General features: G+C 41.9%; 1 pseudogene. It reads right to left on the minus strand.

From position 1 onward, the window contains the following. Window positions 1-527 (minus strand): annotated as a pseudogene (locus tag ACFIMP_RS09995) (hypothetical protein); the annotation flags it as partial.

The following is a 527-nucleotide window of genomic DNA, read 5'->3' on the forward strand; positions in this document are numbered from 1 at the left end:
TTACTCTTTTCATGACGCGCTACAAAGGCATCGGCTTCCTTGCTCCATAACAAAGAATCCTGTGCTACTCCTTCAGAAACCTCTTTAATCCTTGCATTCACATTCTTGATATTCTCATCAAGACCTGCAAAAGCGGTTCCAACACCTTGAAAGGCACTCTCTGTTACAACTCCATCTTTAGCAATGTAAGATAATTTATACGTTGGCTGTGTAAGAGCTCCATCTTTAAAGGATGCTTCTCCACCTAAAAACTTAGCTACATCCTCACCGATTTTATTAATCTGACCACCCGTGATTGCATCACGTGAACCCTTGGCAATCTGACCATCGGCAACATTATGAAGACCAACAGCTGCCTTATCCTTACCTTTGCCTAAAGTCACACTCGTGTAATCAATGCCGCCATTATCACCCTCTTTTTTATCGTAATGAACAACAGCCGAGTCATCTGACTGAAGGCTGGTAGAAAGATCCTTCAAACCTTTATCAAGCTGACCTTTGTTAACAGCTTCATTATCCTTTGTTGC

This window comes from Bartonella sp. AP65SXKL (genome assembly GCF_042195725.1).
Lineage (GTDB): Bacteria > Pseudomonadota > Alphaproteobacteria > Rhizobiales > Rhizobiaceae > Bartonella.